Below are 21210 nucleotides of genomic sequence, written 5' to 3' on the forward strand. Positions count from 1 at the left end.
GCAGCAGCGGACGGACACTGTGGGTCGCCCACACGTGCGCTGCTCATCATGTTCACCGTCGTCCTCGGGGTCGGCTACACGCTTCTGATCACCGGAATCGGACAACTTGCCTTCCCCTCTCAAGCGAACGGATCACCGCTCAGCAACAGTGACGGCGAGGCCGTTGGTTCATCCCTCATCGGCCAGTCCTTCACAGACGCGGAAGGCGATCCGCTGCCGGAGTATTTCCAGTCGCGACCCTCGGCCGCCGGCGACGGCTACGACGGCACCTCCTCCTCGGGAACGAACTGGGGGCCCGAGAACGAGGAACTGATCGGCGCGATCACCGAACGCAAGGCCGAGATCGCAGCGTTCAACGGTGTCGACCCGGATCAGGTGCCCGCAGACGCGGTCACCGCTTCCAGTTCCGGTCTCGATCCCCACATTAGTCCCGCCTACGCGGCGATCCAGATCCAGCGCGTCGCCGACGCGCGCGGCCTGCCCCTGGGACAAGTTCAGGAACTCGTGGCTGAATGGACAAAGGAACCTGATCTGGGATACCTCGGCGACCGCGTCGTGAACGTGGTGGAGCTGAACCTGGCGCTGGACGAGCTGGAGGACTGACCATGACGACACGGGGGCGGTTACGCGTGCTGCTCGGCGCCGCCCCCGGCGTCGGCAAAACCTACACCATGCTCGAAGAAGGCCGACGGCTCCTGGGCGAAGGACGCGACGTCGTGATCGGGATCGTCGAAACACACGGCCGCGCAGCCACGGCACGCATGACCGACGGTATCCCGTCGACCCCGCGGGCAATGATCGCTCACCGTGGCGTCGAGCTGGAGGAGATGGACCTCGACACAGTCCTGCAACGCGCCCCCGAAATCGTGCTGGTCGACGAACTCGCGCATACGAACGCTCCCGGCTCCCGGAACGAGAAGCGCTGGGAGGACGTGGATGCGCTCTTAAAGGCCGGAATCGACGTCATCTCGACGGTCAATATCCAACACATCGAGTCCCTCAACGATGTCGTCGAGCAGATCACCGGTGTTCCGCAACGAGAGCCGTGCCCGACAGTTTCCTCCGCCAATCAGACCAGATCGAAGTCATCGATCTGGCCCCTCAAGCGCTGCGTGACCGCCTCACCGGCGGCTTCGTCTATCCTGCCGAGCGCATCGACGCGGCATTGTCCAACTACTTCCGACTCGGGAACCTCACCGCACTGCGCGAACTCGCCCTGTTATGGCTCGCAGACGAAGTCGACCAAGCGTTGAAGAGCTACCGTCAAGAACACGACATCGATAGCAAATGGGAAGCCCGCGAACGCGTCGTCGTCGCACTTACAGGTGGCCCCGAAGGAGAGACTCTCCTCCGACGAGGCGCACGAGTTGCCGCACGATCCGCAGGCGGCGAGCTCATCGCCGTGCACGTCACCAGCCAAGACGGCCTCCGTGCAGGGAACCCCGTAGCTCTGGCACAACAACGAGCCCTTGTGGAGAAGCTCGGCGGGACGTACCACCAGGTGGTCGGCGCCGACATCCCTGCCGCTCTGGTCGAATTCGCGCGATCCCTCAACGCCACCCAACTCGTTCTCGGCGTCAGCCGACGCGGACGACTCGCCGCAGCTCTCACCGGCCCCGGCATCGGTGCCACGACTATTCGAGAATCAGGCGACATCGACGTCCACATCGTCACCCACTTCGCTGCTGGCGGACGATTCACCCTGCCCCCTATCGGCGGCGCGCTCACCCTCAAACGCCGTCTTCTCGGATTTCTGCTCGCGTTCCTGGGCGGCCCCGCACTCACCGCCCTTCTCGTCACCCTCCGATCTGATGAGTCGATCACGAGCGACGTCCTCAGCTACCAACTCCTCGTTGTTGTCGTCGCACTCGTCGGCGGCATCTGGCCCGCCCTGTTCGCCGCGGTACTTTCCGGCATCACACTCGACTTCTTCTTCATTGAGCCGTTCCACACCATCACCATCGCCGACCCTCTGCACGCCTTGGCGCTCCTCCTCTACGTCACCATCGCCGCGTTGGTGAGCTTCGTCGTCGACCGGGCAGCCCAGGCGCACCCGAGCTGCCCGCCGCGCCGCCGCAGAATCCGAGCTCATCCAGACCATCGCTGGAAGTGTGCTCCGCGGAGACAACGCAATCCAGGCACTCGTCGACCGCACCCGCGAGGCATTCCACCTCCCCGGCGTCCGCGTCACACTCGCAGACCGCGTCATCGCCACGGCCGGAGAACCTGTCGCCGACGGCAATCACACCGTCATCCTGCTCTCTGAAGGCGGCAGTCTCGAACTCCACGGCGCCGACCTTCCCGCCTCCGAACGTCGACTCCTCACCGTCGTCGCCGCCCAGATCAGCGCCGCTCTCGAACATCAAAGACTCACCGCCACCGCGGAGGAGATCGAGCCGATTGCCGCCTCCGACCGCGTCCGCGGCGCACTCCTATCTGCATTGAGTCACGACCTGCGGCGCCCCCTGGCCGCCGCATCCGCCGCGGTCGGTGGGCTCCGCGCGGCTGGAAAGAAGCTCTCCTCCGAAGACAAGCGCGAAACTCCTGGACACCGCGGACGACAGCCTCACCGCACTTGCCGCGCTCGTCAGCGACCTCCTCGATGTGAGTCGCCTCCAGGCTGGCGCTCTCACCCTCACCACAATGCCCACCGACCCCGCCGAGGCGATCGCGCCCGCTCTCGACGAGTTGAAACTCGGCCCGTCAGACATCCGCCTCGCGCTCGGCCACGAAAACAGCACCGCAGAAGCGGACCCCGTCCTGTTGCAGCGCGTCATCGTCAATCTGCTCGCCAACGCCACCAGGTACTCGCCACCGGACCAGCCGGTAACTGTCACCACCAGCACCTTCGACCAACGGCTGGAGATCCGGATCATCGATCACGGCCCAGGAGTCACACCCGACAGGCACGACGACATCTTCCTGCCCTTCCAACGGCTCGGAGACACTGACAACACCAGTGGCCTCGGCCTCGGCCTCGCCCTCTCCCGAGGATTCATCGAAGCCATGCACGGCACACTCACTCCCGAAGACACACCCGGCGGCGGCCTGACCATGGTGATCTCCATCCCGATCCACCTCACGACATCATCCCCGTCACAGGAGGAACAGGCTTGAAGATCCTCATCGCCGACGACGACCCCCAGATCCTTCGCGCGCTCCGCATCACCCTGAGCGCAAAGGGGTACGAGATCGTGACCGCCACAGACGGCGCTCAAGCCGTCAGAGCGGCCATCGACGAGCACCCCGACGTTTATCTTCTCGACCTTGGCATGCCACAACTCAATGGCATCGAAGTCATCCAGGGCATCCGGGGCTGGTCTCAAGCACCCATTCTCGTCGTCTCCGGCCGTGCGGGAGCATCTGACAAAGTCGAAGCACTCGACGCAGGCGCCGACGACTACGTCACCAAACCTTTCTCCGTGGACGAACTTCTCGCCCGTATTCGCGCGCTCACCCGCCGCGTCCCTCAAGAAGAAGCGCTGCCGTCTGTCCGGCTCGGCAACGTCACCATCGACCTTGCTGCACGAAGCGTCACCAAGGAGTCACCCGCCGGACGACGACAAATCCGCCTCACGCCCACCGAATGGCAAGTGATCGAGATCCTCATCCGAAACACCGGCAAGCTCGTCACGCGACAAACACTCCTCACCAGTATTTGGGGCACCGAGCACGCGGAAGACACCGGCTACCTTCGCCTCTACGTCTCACAACTCCGCAGGAAAATCGAAACAGACCCCTCCAAGCCGAACCACATCATTACTGAACCAGGCATGGGATACCGCCTCGACAACGTGGAAGGCTGAGCCGTGCATGCACGGCTCACACAGTTGCCGCCGGGGTTGGCGAGCAGCATCTAGATGAGAACGGTCGATGCCCGCGCCAGCGGGCAGAGTTCTTGTGCGCTCGGATATCCGATGGCGCGGGTTTCAGTGCGGGATGCGCTCTTCGATGCGCCGACGCGCTTCGGCCCCCTAGAGACTGCGAAGATCATCCTGGTGAAACGCGGCAGCGGATATATTCAAACTTCATCAAAGACGATCACTGTGTGGGCAGGCCAGGCCATCGCGCTCGGCGAGCGCCAGACGTATCTCTTATCTCCACATGTCCCGCTTGCGACCCTGATCGTTCGAATGAGCGAGAGATTTCTTCGAAGCCAGATGTCGTGGCAGCTTCCCGACATCGAGCGCGTCCGGCCAGGAGCGCATCCGTCAAACTGGGACGGTTCAGCGCTAGTACTAGATCTAGGTCAAGGCATAGTCCACGAGACTTCCGTCATCTGGCGAGAAGTTGGACGGTTGTGGGATCATCAGCCTCACTCGGTGGAAGTGGCAGCCGTCCGGACCGTCGCCGGTCTGGCAAGGATCACAGAGCTCACGCTTCCCGCACTCCTAGCCAACTACAAACCCTCTGACTTGGGTGCGCAGAGAATAGCGCTTCCAGGCGCGGCCACCGACCGTGTCATGTCCTTGCTACGGGCGATGGCGGATGCACCGCAAGAACCATGGACATTAGCGGATCTGGCGCGTCGCGCGCACCTCTCACGTTCTCAGTTGTGCCGCCTGTTCTCCGGTGGGGGTCTGGATTCACCCATGCGTACATTGAACCAAATACGTACCGAGAAGTTCGCTCAGTTTTTGCTTCATTCCGAACTCGGCGTTCGCGAGATTGCTCAGCGCTGCGGGTGGAATGATCCACGTGTCGCGGCGCGGTGGTTTCGAGCCAGATACAGCATGAGTCCATCGGAATATCGCGTCGCGCATCGCTGATCACTTCTCGGCGACGCCCAGAATCGACGCTAACGTGCGCTGTTCGTCGCGCAATGGGGGGCTGATCGTTGCAAGAGAAGGCGTGAGGGTCCAGCGGCCACTCGAACCTGGTAGTGAGTAGACCCATACGCAAGGCTCACCGTGGAGCCGTCCTTGTTGACGGGATTTCCCGAAGCTCGGCTGACTCTCATGAAGATCCCGGCGCACCTCATGGTCGCAAGGGTCACCGGCACGCGCCGTGGGCCCCGCCGGGAGGAGATTCATGATGGCGACGGACGAGGAGAGACGGGCCACACGCGACGCGAAGCTCGAACAGCTCCACGAGCGGCTGTCGACTGCGGTCAACCAGCTCGTCTCCGGTGAGGACTGGAAGCGCGCTCTGGAGTTCGCTGCCCGGTTCCGGGCGCGCTCGTTCCGCAACACGCTAATGATCTTCGCCCAGCACCTCGACGCCTTCGAGCAGGGGCGCGTGCAAGCGGCGGAGCCGTCGTATATCGCAGGGTACAAGCAATGGCAGACGCTCGGCAGGCAGGTGGAGAAGGGCCAGCCGGGGTACATGATCTTCGCTCCGGTGATGGGCAGTTTTGCGTCCTCGACTCCGCAGGATGTGTCGTCGTGGCGGCGGCTGGGCCGATTCGAGAAGCCGAAGCCGGGTGAGTTGATGCGCTCCCGGATGGTCGGCGGGAAGTCCGCCTATGTGTGGGATGTCTCCCAGACTGCCGGCGCTCCGGTCCCGGAGCGTCCGTCGCCGGTCCTGCTGGAGGGCGATGCCCCCGCGGGTCTCTGGGACGGGCTGGCGGGCCTGGTGGAGGCGGAGGGGTTCGCGGTGTTGCGGGTCGAGCACGAGAGCGAGATCGGTGGCGCGAACGGCCTGACCGACTACACCAATCGGACGGTCGCGGTGCGGACGAACATGGGTGATGCCGCGCAGGTGAAGACTCTCGTTCACGAGCTCGCGCATGTGAGGCTGCACGGCCCCAATAACCCGGACGCGACAAGGCATCGCGGCGTAGGTGAAGTGGAGGCGGAGTCGGTGGCGTTGATGATCGGTGCCGCACATGGCATGGACACCACCGCCTACACGATCCCCTATGTCTCCGGCTGGGCGGGCACGGTGAAGGACAAGGACCCGGCCGAGGTAGTGCAGGCCACTGGGGAGCGTGTCCGCAAGATCGCCGGGGCGATCCTCGACGCTCTCCCGACGGCCCAGGTCGGTACCGGTGACCCACCCGGCCTCACCCGTGACACTGCCAGAGCCGAACACATCCCGCGAGCAGAACGCACTACGCCGCCACCGGTGGAGCCGTCGCGGGCATCTCGCTCGGCGGATGCCGCGGTGAGGAGTCTGTGATGAGCCCGGCAGAGTTGTTCGCCCAGGTCGCCGGCCTCCCGCCGGCGATTGCTGCGGCACGGTTCGCGGAGGCGGGGGTACCGGTGTTCCCGTGCGTGCCGGGCGGTAAGCGGCCCCGGATCGAGCACGGTTTCCGCGACGCGACTACTGACGCCGGCCGGGTTGCGGGGTGGTGGCGGCGGTGGCCGTCCGCGAACATCGGTGTTCCGACCGGTGCCGTGTCTGGGATGGATGTCGTCGATGTGGATCGGAAGGCAGAGGGGCACGGGTTCGGTGCGTTCGGTCGCGCCCGCCGTGCCGGCCTGGTCGAGGGGTGGGTGGCGTTGGTGCGGACTCCTTCGGGTGGGATGCACGCCTACTATCCGGCCGATCCGGACCGTCCGCAGCCCTCGTGGCAGGCCGCGCGGGCACGAGTCGACTTCCGCGGTGACGGCGGCTATGTCATTGTCCCGCCCTCCGTGATCGCCACCGGTGATCGGCGCGTCTCGTATGCGCTGGTCGGCGGCTCGCAAGAGCTTCCGTGCCCGGTGGACGCGGGAGCGTTGCGGGACTTCCTGGACCCGCGCCCTGATCCACGACACGTCGGGCGCACCGGACCGGCTCCAAGGGATGCCAGCCGGCTGGCGGCCTGGGTCGCGCAACGCGGCGAAGGCGAACGCAACCGGGGCCTGTTCTGGGCATCCTGCCGCCTCGCAGAAGCCGGCATGTCCTTGCCTGAGATGGTCGACGCCCTCGCCCCGGCTGCCGAGCACTCTGGGTTGTCGCCGCGGGAAGTCACGACCACGATTCGCTCCGCCTACCGCGCCACCCACATCCACCCCGCCTCCGCGCCGGCAATACAGCGCGAAGTGCCGCGCCAGACGATGCGGCTCGAGAGTCGGGTGCTCTCGTGAACCCGGCGACGACAACGTGGGGTGGCCGGGTCGCAGTGGCGACCGCGGTGGCCGGGACGGTGCTCATCGCCGCTGGCGCGTTCTGGCTCTCGTTCACCGCTCTCGCTGATCTTGCCCGCCGCTCTGGGGTGGATGCGGGGCAGGCGTGGGCGTGGCCATTCATCGTGGACGGCATCATCGTCGTCTCAACGGTCTCCGTTGTCGCGCTCGCGGGGCAACGTTCCGCCTGGTATCCGTGGGCGCTGCTGGCCGCCGGTGCGGTGGTGTCGGTGACCGCGAACGCGATCCATGCCGTCGTCGCCGCCGACGCCGACGTGCCCGGTGTGCTCGCCGCGTCGGTGGCGGCGGTGCCGCCGCTGGTGCTACTGGCGATCACCCACCTCACCGTGATCCTCACCCGCCCCCTCCCCGCACCCGAGCCCGAGCCGTCGCGCGAGTCAGGCGAGGAGACGTCGACGGTTGCCGCGTCACCGATCCCGATGGGGCCCGCACCGGTGGGTCGTGAGGTGGCGGTGGTGCTGCGGGAGGAGGAAGGGCTGGTCGAACAAGCAGATCGCCCGCCACCTCGGAGTGCACCCGTCCACGGTCGGACGCTGGTTCGCCCGGCCCGTCCTGACCGGCCCCGACACGGAGGAAACGACATGAACGACGACGAACAACGCACCGCCCGGCTCGCAGAGCATCCCGCAAGCCGCCGGGAGGAATCCGAGGCGCCCGACGAGGCACATCCGAGCGGTGACGGGGAGGTGTCTGAACTGGCTCGCCACGGCGACCCGTCCGCGGCGACGCAAAAGATGCCCGATGCGGCGGAGGCGGGGAAGCGTAGGTCGGGGGTGGTGTGGGTGCGCCCGTCCGATCTGCTGGCCTCGCGGATGGGCAGGGTCGCCGGGCAAGGCATCGACTTCCAAGCCGAGCTCGCCCGCCGCACCCGCCGCGCGCCCGGTCAGACATACCGGGGCACCCGCACGATCGCGCGCTCGGGCGTGCGGGTTGTGAGCGAGCGGGCACGGAAGTTGTTGCCGGTGACCGCGTTCGGCCGCGGGGCTGGTGAGCGGCATTCGTGGGTGTCACGGTCCGGGATCGGGTTGGGGTGACCTGAGCCATGCGCGTCCCTCATGCACCGGCGAGCCCCACGGCTGGGGGACGTGTGCGCACCTGCTGTTCAGGAGGTGCCGGAATGACAAAGGCAAGCACCCGCGACCAGGAGCGGGCTTGGTTCGAGGACTCGGAGGCGCTACGCGCGCTCCTCAACAGACTCCATGAGGCCGGCAAGGGCGCGTGGCGGAACGACCCGGAGGCTGCCGCGCTGATGCGGCACGCGGCCGACAAGTACGCCGCCCTGGCTCGCAAGCACGGCCTGGACCCGTGGGAGGCTGCCTCTGCGGCGTTCGAGGCGATGCGGGGAGCTGCGACTCGTCGGGCGGATGACCCGTGGGCGGTGGTGACCCGTGCGGTGCAGGTGACCTGCATCGGTGAGGAGCGCGGCAACGGCCTACTGTGCTCCGTGCACCAGGCGCGCCGGCCCCGCTATTCGGTGTTCCATGACGCGGAGCGGTTCAGCGACCGGGAGAACCCGCTGCCCGACTACCACCCCGCGTTCCACGTCGACCCCTTCACCGACGACGAGGAGGACGTGCTCGGCGAGGACGAGGAGCTGCTGCTGGAGCGGACGATGAACGTGGGCTCGGCGGTGGAGGACACGATCGCGTTCCTCAGCCGCGTCGGTTGGGCGCCGGAGACCGCGCGGGCCGGGGTGGAGTACATCACCGGGCGGCTTGCCGAATCCGTGTCGCGAGCGTCGGCCTTCGAGGTCCTGCGCCGCGACCGGCAAGCCCGCGCCCTCCTGGACCTGCCCGGAACCTCCTGGACGACGCTGCTGCGGGTTGTGCTCGGCAACCCCGACCCCTCCCTTGCACACACCAACGCCGGGCGTGGCCTGGTGGTGCGGCTTCTGATCGGCGAGCCGTTGCGAGCGCTATGGCGTGACAATGACCTCGTGCTGACCGCGGGCCTTGCCGCCCCCGATAGCGGAGCTGATCACCCGTGAGCACTCCGCAGGATGGGCACATCGAGCTGGAGCGGGCTGTGGACTCCATCGGTGTCGGACGCCGGCACCGGCAGGACTACGGCGACCTGACCGCGATGGTCGAGTCGATCCGGCGCAACGGCCTGCTGCAACCGATCACGATCACCCTCGACGGGCACCTCATCTGCGGTGCTCGCCGCCTGGCGGCGATCAAGCTGCTCGGGTGGAAGACCGTCAAGGTGTGGGTCCGCAGTGGTGTCTCGGACCGGCTCGGGCAGCTCCTCGCGGAGCAGGACGACAACCTGCTGCACAAGCCACTGACCCAGTTCGAGGCCGCCGGCCTCTACCGCGAACTCAAGACCCTGCTCGCCGAAGACGCGGCACGCCGCCAGGAGGCCACCCGCTTCCACGCCGCCGACGAGGCCGGAGAAGACGGTCCCGTTAAGTTAACGGCACCGTGGGAAACCACCCCCGGTGAGGCCGCCGTGCAGGCTGCGCAGATGGTCACCGGCCGCGACTCGCACACCACGTTGGAGCGCATCGGCCGACTCGAACACCTCGCCGCCGACGAATCCCAGCCCGAGTCCGTGCGCACTCGCGCGGCGGAGGAGGTCGAGCGGATCAAGGCCGGCGGAGGCGTCTACCCCTCCCACCTGCGCGTCAACGCCGAACTCTCCCTCGCCGAGCTCGACCAGGTCGCCGCCGACCCCACCCTGCCCGCTGATGTGCGCGAGCAGGCCCGCGCCGAGGCCGTCCAGGTGCGGGCGGCGGAGCGTGAGGCGCGGGCGGTGGAGCTGGACGAGTTGGCGCAGGCCGCGCTCGCCCGCGTGAAGGCCGCGAAGAAGACCGGCCGGAAACCCCCGCGCCCCGCGCTGACCGCGGTCGAGGATCAGGGTGAGCCGGTGCCGTTCCCGCTGACCGTGTTCGTCGCGATCTGGGACGACATGGCCGGATGGTGGCTGCACCATGACCCGGACGAGGTTGGCCCGGCGTTGACCGAGGAGCAATGGTCACGGTTCGAGCAGACCGTCACCGGCACGATCGCGTTCGCCGATACCGCCCGCGCTGCCCGCCGGGCGCAGGAACGCAGCGAGCACATCGCCTGACCACCGCTTCGTGGGGGCGTGTGTGCACCTTCCCGGCGACCACCTACCTGTCGCCTCTTGGGAGGACCCGCATGGACCCCGCCACCCTCGCTGATCGCGGCCGTCGTCGTCTGCTGATCGCCACGATCGCGGGCGGGCTCGTGCTGCTCCTGCTGGTCGGTGTCGGCATCTACGGGCTGCTGCGCGGCCCCGCACCCCGCACCGACTCCACTCCCGCCGACACACCGAGTTCCACCGTGACCGCCCCGCCGGCCGGGCCGTCCGGTGAGGGGCCGGTGGCGGTGCCGCAGGTCGGCGGCCCGGAGGCGTTCGCCCGCGCGGTCGCCAGCGCGCTGTTCACCTGGGACACCACTACCGGTGATGGCCCGATGGACTACGCGCAGATGCTTGCGGATGTCGCCGCAGATGAGGAGGCTGCCGCGCTGGCGGGGGATGTGCGGGCGTATCTGCCGAGTGTGGAGGCGTGGGGGCAGCTCCGTCAGTACCAGACCCGCCAATGGCTCATCGTCGATACCGCGGTCATCCCGGAAGCGTGGGAGACCGCGGTCGCGCAGGCCGCACCAGGCCAGATTCCCGCAGGCACCGTCGCGTACACCATTGACGGCACCCGGCACCGGGACGGCACCTGGGACACCGAACCTGTGGAGGCGTCCCGGCCGGTGTCGTTCACGGTGTTCATCGTCTGCACCCCGGCGGTCACAGGCCGCGGCATCACCGGCACGACCTGTGAGCTACTGCGCCTGTCCCAACTCGACAACCCCCTCCGTTGAGAGCAGGTGGTTGTTGTGTGGAAGAAGCTCGCCGCTCTCGCGGTCGCCCTGCTGTTCTTCGCCCCCTCGGTCGTGCTTGTCGGGGTGGCGGCCGTGGTCAATCCTGCGATGACCGCATGCGCACCGGGCTCCCTCGCTGTGGGGCCGATCCCGGAGTCGCTGACCGCGACGACGCGCAACAGGCAGACGGTCACGCTGAACCGGACCCAGCTCACCCACGCCGCGACGATCATCACGGTCGGCGGGCAGACCAGCGGTGTCGGCCGTCCCGGCGTGGTGATCGCGCTCATGGCCGCCCTCACGGAGTCCACGCTGCGGATGCTCGCCAACACCGGCACTTACCCGGAGTCCGGCGACTTCCCGAACGATGGCAACGGGTCCGATCACGACTCCTTGGGCCTGTTCCAGATGCGTCCCGCCGCTGGGTGGGGCACCGTCGCCGAGCTGATGGACTCGACCTATCAGGCCAGAGCGTTCTACGGCGGCGAGACCGGCCCGAACCACCCCTCCCCGCGGGGGCTGCTGGACATTCCCGGCTGGCAGCAGATGGACCCCGGCGAAGCCGCCCAGGCCGTCGAGGTATCCGCCTACCCGGACCGCTACCAGAACTACCAGCCGGTGGCCGAGGCGATCCTCGCCGCCCTAACCCGCCCTGCGCCCACCGGCGGAGGAGGCGGCGGGGCGCCGATCGTGCCGGAGACGACGCGCATCGTGTTCCCGCTTCCCGAAGGGACGTGGGTGGACACCGACAGCTTCGGGTGGCGCACCGACCCGTTCACCGGGGAACGCGCCTTCCACGCAGGGTCCGACCTTGCCGCCGCGGACGGCACCCCGATCCTCGCCATCGCGGACGGGGTGGTCGTGCACGCCGGCTACAGCGGCGGCTTCGGCGGGCTGGTCATCATCGAGCACACCGTCCGGGGCGAGCGGGTCGCGTCGTACTACGCGCATATGTGGGAGACCGGCATCCACGTCACCGAAGGGCAGACCGTGACCGCGGGCCAGCACATCGGAGATGTAGGCTCGTCCGGCCGCTCCACCGGACCCCACCTGCACCTGGAAATCCACCCCGGCGGGCAAGGGCAGCCCGCCGTCGACGCCACCGCCTGGCTCGCCGACCACAATGCGGAAGGCGTCACCGGCGGGGACACCACCCTCGCGACCTGCACCGCGGGCGGTGGGGCCTGATGGACGTGTTTCCCGACTTCGGCGGCGTCGGCGGTGCCGCAGAGCTGCGCTCCATCGTCGGGGCGCTGCTGATGTTCGTCCTCATCATCGCCGCGCTCATGCTCATCGTCTGCGCGATCGTGTGGGCGGTCGCCTCATCCAGCGGCAACTACCAGGCCGCGACAAAGGCCCGCACCGGCTTGCTCGTCTCGGTCGGCGCCGCCGCGCTCGCCGGCGCCGGCGTGGCCTGGGCGAACTTCCTCCTCGGCGTCGGCGAACAGCTCTGACCAGCCGGAGTCAGGTGAGGATGCCGGCGCCGCGCAGATAGTCGGCAAGGTTCGCCGTCACCGGGAGCTGGTCGAGCTCGGCGGCGGCGACCCAGCGGGCATCGTCCGCGTCGTCGCCCGATGCCAGCTCGCCGCCGGTGACGGTGGCGGCGAAGTCGTGCACCTCGAACACCCGCCCCTCGCCGGCCGGGATCGTCACGCACCACAGCTCACGCCCCACCGACACCCGCAGCCCAGTCTCCTCGAACGCCTCCCGCGCGGCCGCCTCAGCCAGGGTTTCGCCGGGCTCGACGCTGCCGCCGGGGATCGACCAGCGGCCCTTCTCCGGCTCGGTGCCACGCAGCACGAGCAGCACACGTCCCGCGTCGTCGGTGATGACGGCGCTGGCGGCCAGAACGATTTCCACCAGCCCAGGCTATCCGCCTGTCGCTGGGTGGCGGGGTGCACCTGACAGCCGAGAACACGTCTCGCGAACAGTCAGGAGCATCCCCGTGATCGACATCGACCCCAACAGCTCTGGTCTTCCCGGCATCGAGCAGCTACGCATCATCGTCGGCGCCGTCATGACCGTCGGCCTGATCCTCTCGGTCCTTGCCCTCATCATCTCGGCGATCGTATGGGGGTTCGGCGCGAACTCCTCCAACCCGCACCTCGCCAGCCGCGGCAAAGTCGGCGTCTCGTGTCCTGCGGTGCGGCGATCATCTGTGGTGCCGCGGTGACGCTCATCAACTTCTTCTGGGGCGTCGGGCAGGCCGTCTGATGACCACCCCGGCAACGCGCCTCCCGTGGGGGTGGGTGCGGTGAGCGTGTGCGATGTCCCGGTCATCTCCGCCGTGTGCGACGCCGTGGGCGAGGGCACGGCGTCGTTGATCGCGGCCCCGTTCGACTGGCTGGGCCAGGCGATGGCCGGCGCGGCTGCCTGGTTGTTCGAGGCGGTCTGGACCGTGTTCGACACCACCACCCTGGTCGACGTCACCAGTCCTGAGTATGTCGGCGTCTACAACGTTCTGTTCGGCGTCGCGGTCTTTGTGATGCTCGTGTTCTTCTGCCTCCAACTCATCACCGGCCTCATCCATCGCGACCCCACCGCCCTGTCCCGCGCCGCCCTGGGACTTGCCAAGTCCGTCCTCGGGTCGTTCCTCGTCATCACCCTGACCGCGCTGCTGCTGGAAGTGACCGATCAGCTCTGCGTGGGGATCGTGCAGGCCACCGGCAACACGATGGAAGGAATGGGGACCCAGATCGGGCTCCTCGCCACGGGACTTGCCGGGATCAACATCGCTGCTCCCGGTGTCGGCGCGATCCTGACCATCTTCCTCGCCGGGCTCGCCATCAGTGCGGCCGCGATCGTCTGGTTCAGCCTCCTCATCCGCAAGGCGCTGCTGCTGGTCGCGATCGTGTTTGGCCCCGTCGCCCTGGCCGGGGCGACATGGGATGCGACCAAGGGCTGGTTCGCCAAGTGGGCGGCGTTCGTGATCGCCCTCATCTTCTCCAAGCTCGTCCTCGTCGTGATCTTCCTCGTCGCGATCGGGCAAGTCTCCGCCCCCATCGAAGCGGGCCTCGCCTCTATCAGCGACCCGATTGCCGGGGTGGTGCTGATGTTCGTCGCCGCGTTCGCGCCGTACATCACCTACAAGTTCCTGTCCTTCGTCGGGTTCGATATGTACCACGCCATGTCCAGCGAGCAGGAGGCGAAGTCCGCATTGAATCGCCCGGTTCCGGTGCCGTCCGCACCCAAGGGTGACAGTGCGAAGAAGGTCCTCGACGGCGGTAGTGATACCGGCGGCAAGCCCAGGGGCGGAAGCGTCGGAGGGGGTGGGCCGATGCCGCCGCCTGCGGGTGGCCCGGCGGCATCGGGCGGTGCCGGGGCGACCGGAACTGCCGGGGGCGCTGCCGCGTCATCCGGCGGAGCAGGCGCCGGAGCCGGAGCGGGGGCGGGGGCGGGGGCCAGCGCGGGTGCTGGTGCGGCCGCGGGGCCTGTCGGTACGGCGGTGGTCGTCGGCGGTGCGGTGGTCAAGGGTGCCGCGACCGCCGGACCGAAGGCCGGTGCCGCTGTCGGCGGTGCCGCGGAGAACCATGCCGGGGCTGCGGCCGAGCAGAGCACTCCGCCGCCGGTCCCGCCCGCGCAAGGCACACCGTCGTCACGTCCGGCACCTTCGACGCCGCCCGCTGCGCCCTCGTCGCCATCGCGGGGGTCGGACCCGCCGCCGCCTCCGTCCTCGAAGCCGTCCAGGAAGGAATGAGCCAATGGCCTCCACGCACACCGAGTACCCGTTATCGCCGGTGCAGTTCTCCCGCCTCACCCGACGGGGCATCCTGTTGGGCTTGTCGTTGCCGCAACTGATCGTCCTCGGCATCGCGATCCTCACCGTCGTCGCCTCCCTCTACACCAGCGGTGGCATGGGTCTGGCCTGGACGTCCCCGGTCTGGGCTGGCGCCGCCCTCCTCGCCGTGATCCCGGCAGGGGGCAGGAAGCTGATCGAGTGGGTGCCGATCCTGACCCGCTGGGCCGCCCGCACCTACCTAGGCCAGCTCATCTACCGGCGCCGCGTCATCAAGCCCCGGCCGGCCGACACCCTCGCCCTGCCCGGGGACGCGGCGCCGCTGCGTGAATGGGAAGACCCGGAGACGGGGGCGGCGATGGTCCACGACCCCCACGCGCAGACCCTCACCGTCATCCTCGGCGTCTCCCACCCGGCGTTCGTGCTCCTGGACCCCGGCGAGCAGCAACGCCGCGTCGCAGGGTGGGGCCGCGTGCTCGCCGCCGCGTGCCGGTCCGGGCGGATCGCGCGGATTCAGGTGTCTGAGCGGACGTTGCCGGATTCGGGGACGGGGTTGGCGGAGTGGTGGCGCACCCACGGCACCGACGACGGCTCCTGGGCCGCGACCACCTACCAGGAGCTCATCGACCGTGCCGGCCCCGCCGGGGAACGCCACGCGACCACGATCAGCCTCGCCCTGGACATGAAGAACAGCGCCCGGCAGATCAGAACCTCCGGCGGCGGCATACGCGGCGCTGCGGCCGTGCTGCGGCAGGAGATGACCACCCTGAGCACGGCGCTCCGCGCGGCAGAGCTCACCTCGACCGGGTGGCTCACCCCTGGCGAGGTCGCCGTCATCCTCCGCGGAGCGTACGACCCGGCGGCAGCCCCCGCCCTGGAACGCCACGGCGACCTCGGCCGCGATCTTGCCACCGCCGGGCCGGTGGCGGTCACCGAGACCTGGGACCGCCTGCGATCCGACAGTGCCTTCCATGCGGTGTTGTGGATCACTGAATGGCCCCGCTCCCAGGTCTACCCAGGGTTCTTTGCCTCGCTCGTGCTGTCCAACGGCATCCTCCGCACCCTCGCCCTGCACTACACCCCGGTACGCGCCGACCAGGCCGCGAGGGACCTGCGGAAGAAGAAGACCGAACTCATCTCCGACGCCGCCCAACGCCGCAAGATCGGACAGATCGAGGATGCCGCCTCCAGCGCGGAGCTCGACGACGTGCTGCAACAGGAGGCGGACCTGACCGCCGGGCACGGCGTCCTCCGTGTCTCCGGCCTCGTCTCCGTCTCCGCACCGACCGTGGACGAGCTCGACGCCGCGGTGGCCGCAGTCGAGCAGGCCGCGATCCAAGCCTCCTGCGAGACCCGCCGCCTCGTCGGCCAGCAAGCCCAGGCGTTCACCGCGACCGCGTTACCGCTGTGCCGCCCGGTCTGACCCATCCCGCCATCAACCGTTCCCTTGTGAGGAGTCCCGATCATGCCGACCTTCGACAACCCCGTGGAGGACGCGATGGAGGCATCCGCTGCGCTCCGCGGCCTCGCCCACGCCACCCGCACCTTCGACGACCCCGCCGAGACGTACCCGGTGCTCGGGGAACTGCTGGCCGGGGTGCGGTCGCTGCGGCAGGTGCTCGACCAGCTCGCCGCCGCCCACATCGAGGCCCGGTCCCGCGCGCACACCGACGCGGGCAGCCAGCCCGCCGGGGCGACGGCGGCGCTTGCGGCGGCGGATGAGCTGCACCAGGCCGGCACCCTGCTGGACACGGTCCATGACCGGGTCGATGCGGCGATGTCGCAGTCCGGGCGAATCGCCTGGCACCCCGCACCCGAACCCCTCGACACGACCGGCGCGACGCGCACCACGGTGCAGGCGGGTGAGCTGAGGTTGACGGTGTGGCCGGACGAACCATTGGGCGAGCATCAGCGGTACGCGTACCGCATCGAGAACCCGGCCACCGGGCAGTCGATCGAGGGACGGGACCTGTTCACCGGCACGGGCGCCCCCGTCTCACCCGAGCGGGCGCTGCGCGAGCTCGCGGTGTTCCTCTCCGCCGCAGGCGACGCACGCCAGTTCGCGATCGACCATCCCGGCCAGCGCACCGACAACGACGGGGCGTTCCCGGACTGGGTGACCGATGCCGCCCGTCAGCACCCCGACACCCTAATCGAGCTGATCGACCGCGACCCGGACCTCCCCGAGAAGCAGGGCGGCAGGCGGTGGGTCAGTGTCGTGTTCCTCCAAGGCGAGGAAGCAGACCCGGTGCTGGACATCATCGAACGAGACGGGACGGACGCGGCGATCGAGCATCTGGCGCAGTGGGATTTCGGGGAGGAGACGACCCAGGCTGCGCTCGAGAACGGGTACGTCTACGACCAGCCCCCGACCGGCGCCCTGGACCGCACCGCCACCGGGGATGTCTACACCCTCACGTACAGTCCCTTCCTCGGCCACGTCTCGCTGCTTCGCATCCACGACGCCGTACGGGACCCAGCGCTACTGAACATCGACACGGCCGCGCCCACTCCGGCTCCGGCACGGCGGACGGTCGAACGGGCGCCGGTGCGGGCGGCGCGTTCGGAGGCGACGGATTGGTTCGCCCGCCGGCCGGGCGCATCCGCCTCGCACGGGCGGGGGTTGGCGCTGTGACCGGAAAGGATGAGGGCCGTCTGCACACGGCGGTGCTGGTCGGCCCGGAAGGTGAGCGGCGACGGAACCGCAAAGCTCGCCAGCAGGCCGCTACCCGGATAGAGACCACCGCCCGCGACACACGGAAGGCGGAGGCGAAAGCCAGATGGGAAGCCGAGCAAGCAGAAAAGCGCGCAACGACGTACCTGCCGGCCGCCGGCGAGTCCGGTCCTGCCGCGTTGCGGACACCGGGGCGGTTGCGGCTTCCGAAGCACCAGGACACCTCCGCGACCCTCGCCGGGCAATATCCATTCCTCGCCGAAGGGGGCCTCGGCTCGGCGGGCGTATTCGTCGGCCAGGACCTCTACTCCGGTGGGTCGTTCGTCTACGACCCGTGGGTGCTCTACCAGCAAGGCCTCATCACCGCCCCCAACGTCGTTCTCGCAGGGATTGTCGGCTCCGGCAAGTCCTCCCTGGCGAAGTCCCTCTACACCCGCTCGCTCCCGTTCGGGCGGCGCGTCTACGTCCCCGGCGACCCCAAGGGCGAGCACACCGCCGTCGCCGAAGCGGTCGGCGGGAAAGCGATCGTTCTCGGCCACGGGCTATCGAACCGGCTCAACCCGCTGGACGAGGGACACCGGCCCTCCGCCGTCTCCGACGCGGAGTGGGCGATGCAGGTTGCCTCCCGCCGCCGCGACCTCATCGGGGCGCTGGCGGAGACGGTGCTGGATCGTGTGCTGTCGCCGTTGGAGCACACCGCGATCGACCTCGCCCTGCGGGATGCGGTGCGGTCGGCGGAGGTGCCGATCCTGCCGATGGTTGTCGACCGTATCCTGGCCCCCAGCCCCGCCGATGATGAGGACCGACGTCTTGCCGAGGACGGCCGCCTGGTCGGCCACGCGCTGCGCCGCCTCGTCGCCGGTGACCTCCAGGGACTGTTCGACGGTCCCTCCACGGTGAGGTTCGATCCGTCGCTGCCGATGGTGTCGTTGGATCTGTCCCGTGTCGCGGAGAACTCCACGCTCATCTCCGTGCTGATGACCTGCTCCAGTGCGTGGATGGAATCGGCGCTGTCGGACCCGAACGGCGGGCAACGGTGGGTGATCTACGACGAAGCGTGGCGCCTGATGGCCTACCCCAGCCTCTTGCGGCGGATGGACGCGCAATGGCGGCTCGCCCGCCATTTCGGCATCGCGAACATGCTCATCTTCCACAAGCTCTCCGACCTCGACAACGTCGGCGATCAAGGTTCCGCGATGAGGGCTCTCGCATCGAGTCTGCTGGCGAACGCGGAGACCCGGATCGTCTACCGGCAGGAAGCCGATCAGCTCGGCTCCACCGCCACCGCCCTCGGCCTGACCGGCACCGAACAGAAGCTCCTACCCGGCCTCGGCACCGGGCAAGGACTCTGGCGGATCAAGGACCGCTCCTTCGTCGTACAGCACCAGCTCCACCCTGCCGAGCTCGCCGCATTCGACACCACCACCCGCATGACCGCAGATTCCCGCGAGTTCACGAATCTCGACGGTTCTTCGGGATTCTCGAACGATCGGCAGGAATCCTGATGACCCGCCCCCGCTACAAGCGCACCACCGGCGAACCCGAACACCGAGACGACGCCGTGCCTGTGGTGTTGCCGCACGTCGTCATGGACATTGCCTCTGACGGAAGGATGACGGTCACCGTCGACGGGGCACCGTATGAGCCGGAGCCGTTCGCACCCGCGTGGCGGCGGGAGGACTTCGCCCGCGTCCTCGATCAACTCACCGACCAGCGCCGGTCGCCAGTGCGGGTCGAGGTGCGTGAGGCGGACGGGACCGTGTTCACCGACATCATCACCCCCAGCACACGCCGCCGCCCCCAACCAGCCCTTGCCCAGGAATCGCCCGCACGACAAGCGATGCCGGAGCTGGTCACGTTGCACGGGGAGGGGTTCGTGCCTGGCGAGGATGTCGCCGTCGCCATCGTCATTGTCCACGGTGACGCAGCCCCAGACGGGACCATGCGTGCCCTGCTCACCGCCGAACAAGCAGCATCGAGTCCGACCCGTGAGGTCATCTTGCTCGGCCGCGTCTCCGGCACCCTCACCATCGGGCACCCCGAATGAGCACTCCGCGCCCGGCCGGGTCGCTCGGAGACGAGCTCAGCAACCTCGGCATTGCCCTCCTCATCGGCGCCGCGCTCCTGGCCGGCATCCTCCGCGGCGCCGGGTCGGTCGCCGCCTGGATCACCGGCACATCCCCACCCGCCGGCGGTGTCGAAGCCGGCCTGGGCGTGCTGCTGAACCCTGGCGACCCGGCGGGCGCTCTCGATGCGCCAGGGCTGAACGTCGTCGCGTACTGGACAACCGCCGCCGTCCTCATCCTGGGAGCCGGGGCGGTGGGTTGGTGGGTGTGGCGGCTGCTGCGCGACCACGGCCGCCAGGTCAAGGCCGACCCGTACCGGATCGCCGGGATCGCCACCCGCAGCGAAGTCGCCAAAGCCGCCTCCGAGACCGCGCTGCTGCGGCGGGGCGGGCACCTGCGGCCCTCGCTCGACAAGCCCTGCGCGGAGGACATCGGTTACCGGATCGGCGCCTCACGCGGCAAAAGCGTCTGGGCCTCGGTCGAGGACTCCATCCTCCTCATCGGGCCGCCGCGCTCTGGGAAGGGCGCCCACATCGTCATCAACGCCATCCTCGACGCGCCCGGCGCGGTCGTCACCACCAGCACCCGGCCGGACAACCTCACCGCGACCCTCCGTGCCCGTGAACGCATCGGCCCGGTTGCGGTGTTCGACCCGCAGCACCTCGCCGAGGGTGTCCCGGCGGGGCTGCGCTGGTCGCCGATCCGGGGGTGCGAGGACCCGCTGACCGCGATGATCCGTGCCACCGGCCTTGCCGCCGGCACCGGCCTGTCCGCCGGCGGTGTCGAAGGCGGCAGGTTCTGGGAAGGCAAAACCCGCACCGCGCTCCAATCGCTCCTGCACGCCGCCGCGCTCGATCACCGACCGCCCGGCGAGCTGTTCCGCTGGACCCTCGACCCGTCCGCTGCCGCGGATGCGGTGGCGATCCTAACCGCCAACCAGAACGCGGCTGTCGGGTGGTCGGAGTCGTTACAGGCGATGATCGACTCCGACCCCCGCACCCGCGACTCCATCTGGCAAGGCGTCTCCCTCGCTCTCGCCGCCCTCGCCGACCCTCGCGTACTCGATGCCGTCTCGCCGCGAGCCGGTGAGAACTTCGACCCCGAAGCATTCCTCCGAGCCAAAGGAACCCTCTACCTGCTGGCGACCGGGGCCGGGGCGAACAACTCCGCAGCATTGGTCGCGGCGTTCGTGGAAGACCTCGTGGAAGCCGCCCGCCGCATCGCCGCCCACAGCCCCGGTGCACGCCTCGACCCGCCGCTGCTACTTGCGCTCGATGAGGTCGGCAATCTCGCACCCCTGCCGTCCTTGCCGACGCTGATGGCTGAGGGAGGCGGCACCGGGATCACGACGATGCCGGTGCTCCAGTCGCTCGCCCAAGCGCGGGAGAAGTGGTCGGAGAACGCGGCCGGCGCGATCTGGGACGCCAGCATCGTCAAGATCATCCTCGGCGGGGCCTCCAACTCGAAAGACCTCCACGACCTGACCACGCTCACCGGCGAACGGGACGAGGTGATCGACTCCACCACGGTCGGCGATCACGGGTCCCGCTCCGCGCAACGCTCGATCCGGCGGGTGCCGGTCATGCCGCCCGACGCGATCCGCACCCTGCCGTTCGGGACCGCGCTCGTGCTGCTGCGCTCCGCGCCGCCCATCGTCACCCGGATGCGGACATGGACCGACCGGCCCGACGCCACCCGGCTCCGCGCCGACCGCACCGGGATCGAGGAACGGCTGCGGCGGCGACCGCAGGAGAGCCCTGACGCACCTGACTGACAAGAGCGGCCCCGCCCTGGGGGCCGCCGATGCCAGGAAGGGACC

Annotated in this window: 18 protein-coding genes and 3 pseudogenes; 20 read left to right on the plus strand and 1 reads right to left on the minus strand. The window is 68.8% G+C overall.

Features of this window, described 5'->3' with window-relative positions:
• Positions 1–48 precede the first annotated feature (48 nt).
• The 13 genes and pseudogenes from kdpC (at position 49) to ACRRRO_RS18360 (ending at position 12369) form a co-directional block, all read left to right on the plus strand.
• Positions 49–603, plus strand: coding sequence for a potassium-transporting ATPase subunit KdpC (kdpC, locus tag ACRRRO_RS18300; protein WP_434080688.1), 555 nt, complete (start codon positions 49–51; stop codon positions 601–603).
• Between the two features lie 2 nt (positions 604–605).
• Positions 606–3117, plus strand: a pseudogene (locus ACRRRO_RS18305) (ATP-binding protein).
• Complete coding sequence (locus ACRRRO_RS18310) at positions 3114–3806, plus strand: response regulator transcription factor (RefSeq protein WP_424796255.1); 693 nt, start codon at positions 3114–3116, stop codon at positions 3804–3806. The pseudogene ACRRRO_RS18305 and the gene ACRRRO_RS18310 overlap by 4 nt, the downstream one beginning before the upstream one ends.
• Before the next feature lie 54 nt (positions 3807–3860).
• Positions 3861–4769 (plus strand): helix-turn-helix transcriptional regulator, encoded by a 909-nt coding sequence (locus tag ACRRRO_RS18315; RefSeq protein ID WP_424796256.1) that lies wholly within the window; start codon positions 3861–3863, stop codon positions 4767–4769.
• 262 nt (positions 4770–5031) lie between these two features.
• Positions 5032–6120, plus strand: coding sequence for an ArdC-like ssDNA-binding domain-containing protein (locus ACRRRO_RS18320; protein ID WP_424796339.1), 1089 nt, complete (start codon positions 5032–5034; stop codon positions 6118–6120).
• Positions 6120–7013, plus strand: a complete 894-nt coding sequence (locus ACRRRO_RS18325) for a bifunctional DNA primase/polymerase (RefSeq protein ID WP_424796257.1) — start codon at positions 6120–6122, stop codon at positions 7011–7013. Before ACRRRO_RS18320 ends, ACRRRO_RS18325 begins: the two co-directional genes overlap by 1 nt.
• 35 nt (positions 7014–7048) lie before the next feature.
• Positions 7049–7658, plus strand: a pseudogene (locus ACRRRO_RS18330) (DUF2637 domain-containing protein).
• Positions 7655–8107, plus strand: coding sequence for a hypothetical protein (locus ACRRRO_RS18335; RefSeq protein ID WP_329863762.1), 453 nt, complete (start codon positions 7655–7657; stop codon positions 8105–8107). The pseudogene ACRRRO_RS18330 and the gene ACRRRO_RS18335 overlap by 4 nt, the downstream one beginning before the upstream one ends.
• A gap of 83 nt (positions 8108–8190) precedes the next feature.
• Positions 8191–9060, plus strand: coding sequence for a hypothetical protein (locus tag ACRRRO_RS18340; protein WP_424796258.1), 870 nt, complete (start codon positions 8191–8193; stop codon positions 9058–9060).
• Complete coding sequence (locus ACRRRO_RS18345; RefSeq protein ID WP_329863766.1) at positions 9057–10145, plus strand: ParB N-terminal domain-containing protein; 1089 nt, start codon at positions 9057–9059, stop codon at positions 10143–10145. Before ACRRRO_RS18340 ends, ACRRRO_RS18345 begins: the two co-directional genes overlap by 4 nt.
• A 71-nt stretch (positions 10146–10216) precedes the next feature.
• On the plus strand, positions 10217–10915 hold the full coding sequence (locus ACRRRO_RS18350; RefSeq protein ID WP_329863768.1) for a hypothetical protein: 699 nt from the start codon (positions 10217–10219) through the stop codon (positions 10913–10915).
• A 15-nt stretch (positions 10916–10930) separates the two neighbouring features.
• On the plus strand, positions 10931–12103 hold the full coding sequence (locus ACRRRO_RS18355; protein ID WP_424796259.1) for a M23 family metallopeptidase: 1173 nt from the start codon (positions 10931–10933) through the stop codon (positions 12101–12103).
• On the plus strand, positions 12103–12369 hold the full coding sequence (locus ACRRRO_RS18360) for a DUF6112 family protein (RefSeq protein ID WP_329863771.1): 267 nt from the start codon (positions 12103–12105) through the stop codon (positions 12367–12369). The genes ACRRRO_RS18355 and ACRRRO_RS18360 overlap by 1 nt, the downstream gene beginning before the upstream one ends.
• Before the next feature lie 10 nt (positions 12370–12379).
• On the opposite strand, the gene ACRRRO_RS18365 is transcribed toward ACRRRO_RS18360, so the two are convergent.
• A complete protein-coding gene (locus ACRRRO_RS18365) occupies positions 12380–12775 on the minus strand; it encodes an NUDIX domain-containing protein (RefSeq protein ID WP_329863773.1) in 396 nt (131 codons plus the stop codon).
• Positions 12776–12860: 85 nt separating this feature from the next.
• On the opposite strand from ACRRRO_RS18365, the pseudogene ACRRRO_RS18370 reads away from it, so the two are divergent.
• The 7 genes and pseudogenes from ACRRRO_RS18370 (at position 12861) to ACRRRO_RS18400 (ending at position 21165) form a co-directional block, all read left to right on the plus strand.
• A pseudogene (locus tag ACRRRO_RS18370) lies at positions 12861–13129 on the plus strand (DUF6112 family protein).
• Positions 13130–13169: 40 nt separating this feature from the next.
• On the plus strand, positions 13170–14612 hold the full coding sequence (locus ACRRRO_RS18375; protein ID WP_424796260.1) for a conjugal transfer protein TrbL: 1443 nt from the start codon (positions 13170–13172) through the stop codon (positions 14610–14612).
• 4 nt (positions 14613–14616) lie between these two features.
• Complete coding sequence (locus ACRRRO_RS18380) at positions 14617–16074, plus strand: SCO6880 family protein (RefSeq protein ID WP_424796261.1); 1458 nt, start codon at positions 14617–14619, stop codon at positions 16072–16074.
• A gap of 42 nt (positions 16075–16116) precedes the next feature.
• On the plus strand, positions 16117–17286 hold the full coding sequence (locus ACRRRO_RS18385; protein WP_424796262.1) for a hypothetical protein: 1170 nt from the start codon (positions 16117–16119) through the stop codon (positions 17284–17286).
• Positions 17283–18830, plus strand: coding sequence for an ATP-binding protein (locus ACRRRO_RS18390; protein ID WP_424796263.1), 1548 nt, complete (start codon positions 17283–17285; stop codon positions 18828–18830). The genes ACRRRO_RS18385 and ACRRRO_RS18390 overlap by 4 nt, the downstream gene beginning before the upstream one ends.
• Complete coding sequence (locus tag ACRRRO_RS18395) at positions 18830–19372, plus strand: hypothetical protein (RefSeq protein ID WP_329863782.1); 543 nt, start codon at positions 18830–18832, stop codon at positions 19370–19372. The genes ACRRRO_RS18390 and ACRRRO_RS18395 overlap by 1 nt, the downstream gene beginning before the upstream one ends.
• The gene (locus ACRRRO_RS18400) at positions 19369–21165 is read left to right on the plus strand and encodes a type IV secretory system conjugative DNA transfer family protein (protein WP_424796264.1); all 1797 of its coding nucleotides are present in this window, start codon (positions 19369–19371) and stop codon (positions 21163–21165) included. The genes ACRRRO_RS18395 and ACRRRO_RS18400 overlap by 4 nt, the downstream gene beginning before the upstream one ends.
• Positions 21166–21210: the final 45 nt, after the last annotated feature.

Source organism: Sanguibacter sp. Z1732 (genome assembly GCF_051020515.1).
Taxonomy (GTDB): Bacteria; Actinomycetota; Actinomycetes; order Actinomycetales; family Beutenbergiaceae; genus CALKWS01.

Bases quoted from the DNA above. Each gene is read 5' to 3' on its own strand.
- ACRRRO_RS18350 (WP_329863768.1), top strand. From the start codon at position 10,217: ATGGACCCCGCCACCCTCGCTGATCGCGGCCGTCGTCGTCTGCTGATC.
- ACRRRO_RS18325 (WP_424796257.1), top strand. From the start codon at position 6,120: ATGAGCCCGGCAGAGTTGTTCGCCCAGGTCGCCGGCCTCCCGCCGGCG.
- ACRRRO_RS18360 (WP_329863771.1), top strand. From the start codon at position 12,103: ATGGACGTGTTTCCCGACTTCGGCGGCGTCGGCGGTGCCGCAGAGCTG.
- ACRRRO_RS18315 (WP_424796256.1), top strand. From the start codon at position 3,861: ATGAGAACGGTCGATGCCCGCGCCAGCGGGCAGAGTTCTTGTGCGCTC.
- ACRRRO_RS18395 (WP_329863782.1), top strand. From the start codon at position 18,830: ATGACCCGCCCCCGCTACAAGCGCACCACCGGCGAACCCGAACACCGA.
- ACRRRO_RS18380 (WP_424796261.1), top strand. From the start codon at position 14,617: ATGGCCTCCACGCACACCGAGTACCCGTTATCGCCGGTGCAGTTCTCC.
- ACRRRO_RS18320 (WP_424796339.1), top strand. From the start codon at position 5,032: ATGATGGCGACGGACGAGGAGAGACGGGCCACACGCGACGCGAAGCTC.
- ACRRRO_RS18385 (WP_424796262.1), top strand. From the start codon at position 16,117: ATGCCGACCTTCGACAACCCCGTGGAGGACGCGATGGAGGCATCCGCT.
- kdpC (WP_434080688.1), top strand. From the start codon at position 49: ATGTTCACCGTCGTCCTCGGGGTCGGCTACACGCTTCTGATCACCGGA.
- ACRRRO_RS18400 (WP_424796264.1), top strand. From the start codon at position 19,369: ATGAGCACTCCGCGCCCGGCCGGGTCGCTCGGAGACGAGCTCAGCAAC.
- ACRRRO_RS18335 (WP_329863762.1), top strand. From the start codon at position 7,655: ATGAACGACGACGAACAACGCACCGCCCGGCTCGCAGAGCATCCCGCA.
- ACRRRO_RS18340 (WP_424796258.1), top strand. From the start codon at position 8,191: ATGACAAAGGCAAGCACCCGCGACCAGGAGCGGGCTTGGTTCGAGGAC.